Origin of the sequence: Mesorhizobium sp. M4A.F.Ca.ET.022.05.2.1, assembly GCF_003998845.1 — a bacterium.
Classification (GTDB): domain Bacteria; phylum Pseudomonadota; class Alphaproteobacteria; order Rhizobiales; family Rhizobiaceae; genus Mesorhizobium.
This window is the reverse complement of record NZ_RZOJ01000680.1, coordinates 1-1,671: the sequence shown is the minus strand read 5'-3', so window position 1 is coordinate 1,671 and position 1,671 is coordinate 1. Positions and strand designations below refer to the sequence as shown.

2 protein-coding genes are annotated in these 1,671 nt (G+C 66.8%); both read right to left on the bottom strand.

The window, feature by feature from the left end; translation table 11 throughout:
- Positions 1-128: 128 nt before the first annotated feature.
- Entirely contained in the window at positions 129-1,370 is a 1,242-nt protein-coding gene (locus EN745_RS34500; RefSeq protein WP_127423293.1) for a sugar ABC transporter substrate-binding protein, read from the bottom strand.
- Between the two features lie 58 nt (positions 1,371-1,428).
- The coding region (locus EN745_RS34495) for a substrate-binding domain-containing protein (protein ID WP_189363265.1) at positions 1,429-1,671 on the bottom strand (243 nt) is incomplete at its 5' end.

The window sequence follows — 1,671 nt, the reverse complement described above, 5'->3', positions numbered from 1 at the left end:
GGCGGAGGGCCGGGGGGGGGTTCCGCCGCGACGCGCGCCGGCGGGGAGATAGCGTCGAGCACTGCCGGGGCGGCCCCACCCGGACCCTGCGGGTCCGACCTCCCCTCAAGGGGAGGTTGAGGGCGGCGCTACTTCTGCGGCGCCTGGTCGATGATCGACTGCATCGTCTCCTGCGCATTCGAAATCGCGCCGTCGACATCGTCGCCGAAGAAGACCTCGTTGACCATCTGCGTCCACGGACCGTTGGCGGAGTTGATCAGGTCGTTGAACACCACCGTATAGGGCGTGCGGCCCTTGGCCATCGCCTCGGCGGCGATCTGGTAGCGCGGATCGAGATCCTTCAGCGCCTCCTTGGCGATGTCGCCGCGCACCGGCAGGCTGCCGTATTTGGCTAGCAGCGTCTGGCCTTCCAGCGAATAGGCGAAGTCGAGAAATTCCTTCACCACGGCGAGCTTCTTGGTGCCCTTGGTGACGACGAAATTGTCGCCGCCGGCGAAGGACGACCAGCCGCCATCCTTGCCCGGCAGGAAGGTGACGCCGTAATCGACATTCAGGTACTGCGTGTTGAGCGCGCCGATGGCGAAGGCGCCGGACGGCGAGATGCCGATATTGCCGGCGGCGAAGGCGGCGAAGAAATTGGCGCCGGTGTCGGTCTGCGCGCCCGACGGCACCAGGTCCTTCTTGACCATCGAGCGGTAGAGGTCGATGGCGCCGCGCAGCTGCGGGCTGTCCAGCGTCGCCTTGGAGCCGTCCTCGGAGAGGATGTCGCCGCCCGAGGCCCAGATCAGCGGCGTGAAGGTGAAGATGTTGCAGCCGCCGCAATTGCCGGAGAAATAGAAGCCCTTGATGTCGCCGCCGAGGGCGTTGACCTTCTCGGCGTCGGCCTCGATCTCGGCCCAGTTGGTCGGGCCCTTTTCCGGATCGAGCCCGGCCTGCTTGAACAGCTTCTTGTTCCAGATCAGCACCGAACTGTCGGCCGAGAACGGCAGGCCATAGATGCGGCCTTTATAGGTGCCGGTCTTGACATGCGCCGGCGAGAGGCTGGCGAAATAGGGCAGCGACTTCGCCCAGTCGGTGATGTCCTCGAGCTGGCCGGCGGCCGAGAAGGACGGCGTGTAGATGAGATCGAGCGACAGCGCGTCGGGCGCGGTGCCGCCGGCGGCGGCGGCGCCGTATTTCGGGATGATCTCGGCATTGGGGATGATGTCGAGCTTGATCTGGTTCTCGTGGCCCTTGTTGAAGGCATCGACGATGCGCGGCATGAAGTTGGAGCCGTCGGCGCGCACCCAGATGTTGGCGGTGTCGGCGGCGAAAGCAGGCAAAGCGAAGATGCTCGCGGCGAGCGCGAGCCCGGCAATCATGGTCTTCATGGTTCTCCTCCTCATTGGTTCTCCTCCCGGTTCGGCCGCGCTTGCTAGCGCAGGCCCGTTAGCCGCCCGGCGGGCGGCCGCATGACTGACGCACCACGAGCCGGCACGGCAGTTTTCGAATGCCCGGCGCGGCCGCTTGGCCGCCGACGAGCGAAAGCAGGGCGAGCCCGGCCTCGCGGCCGAGCGTCGCCAGGTTCATGTCGACCGAGGTCAGCGGCGGGCGCGTCGCCTCGGCCACGATCTCCCAATTGTCGAAACCGATGACGCCGACCTCCTCCGGCACGCGGGTGCCGCGCTCGCG

What these genes read in the sequence shown, in the direction of transcription:
- EN745_RS34500 (WP_127423293.1), bottom strand. Translation starts at nt 1,370, where the DNA reads ATGAAGACCATGATTGCCGGGCTCGCGCTCGCCGCGAGCATCTTCGCT.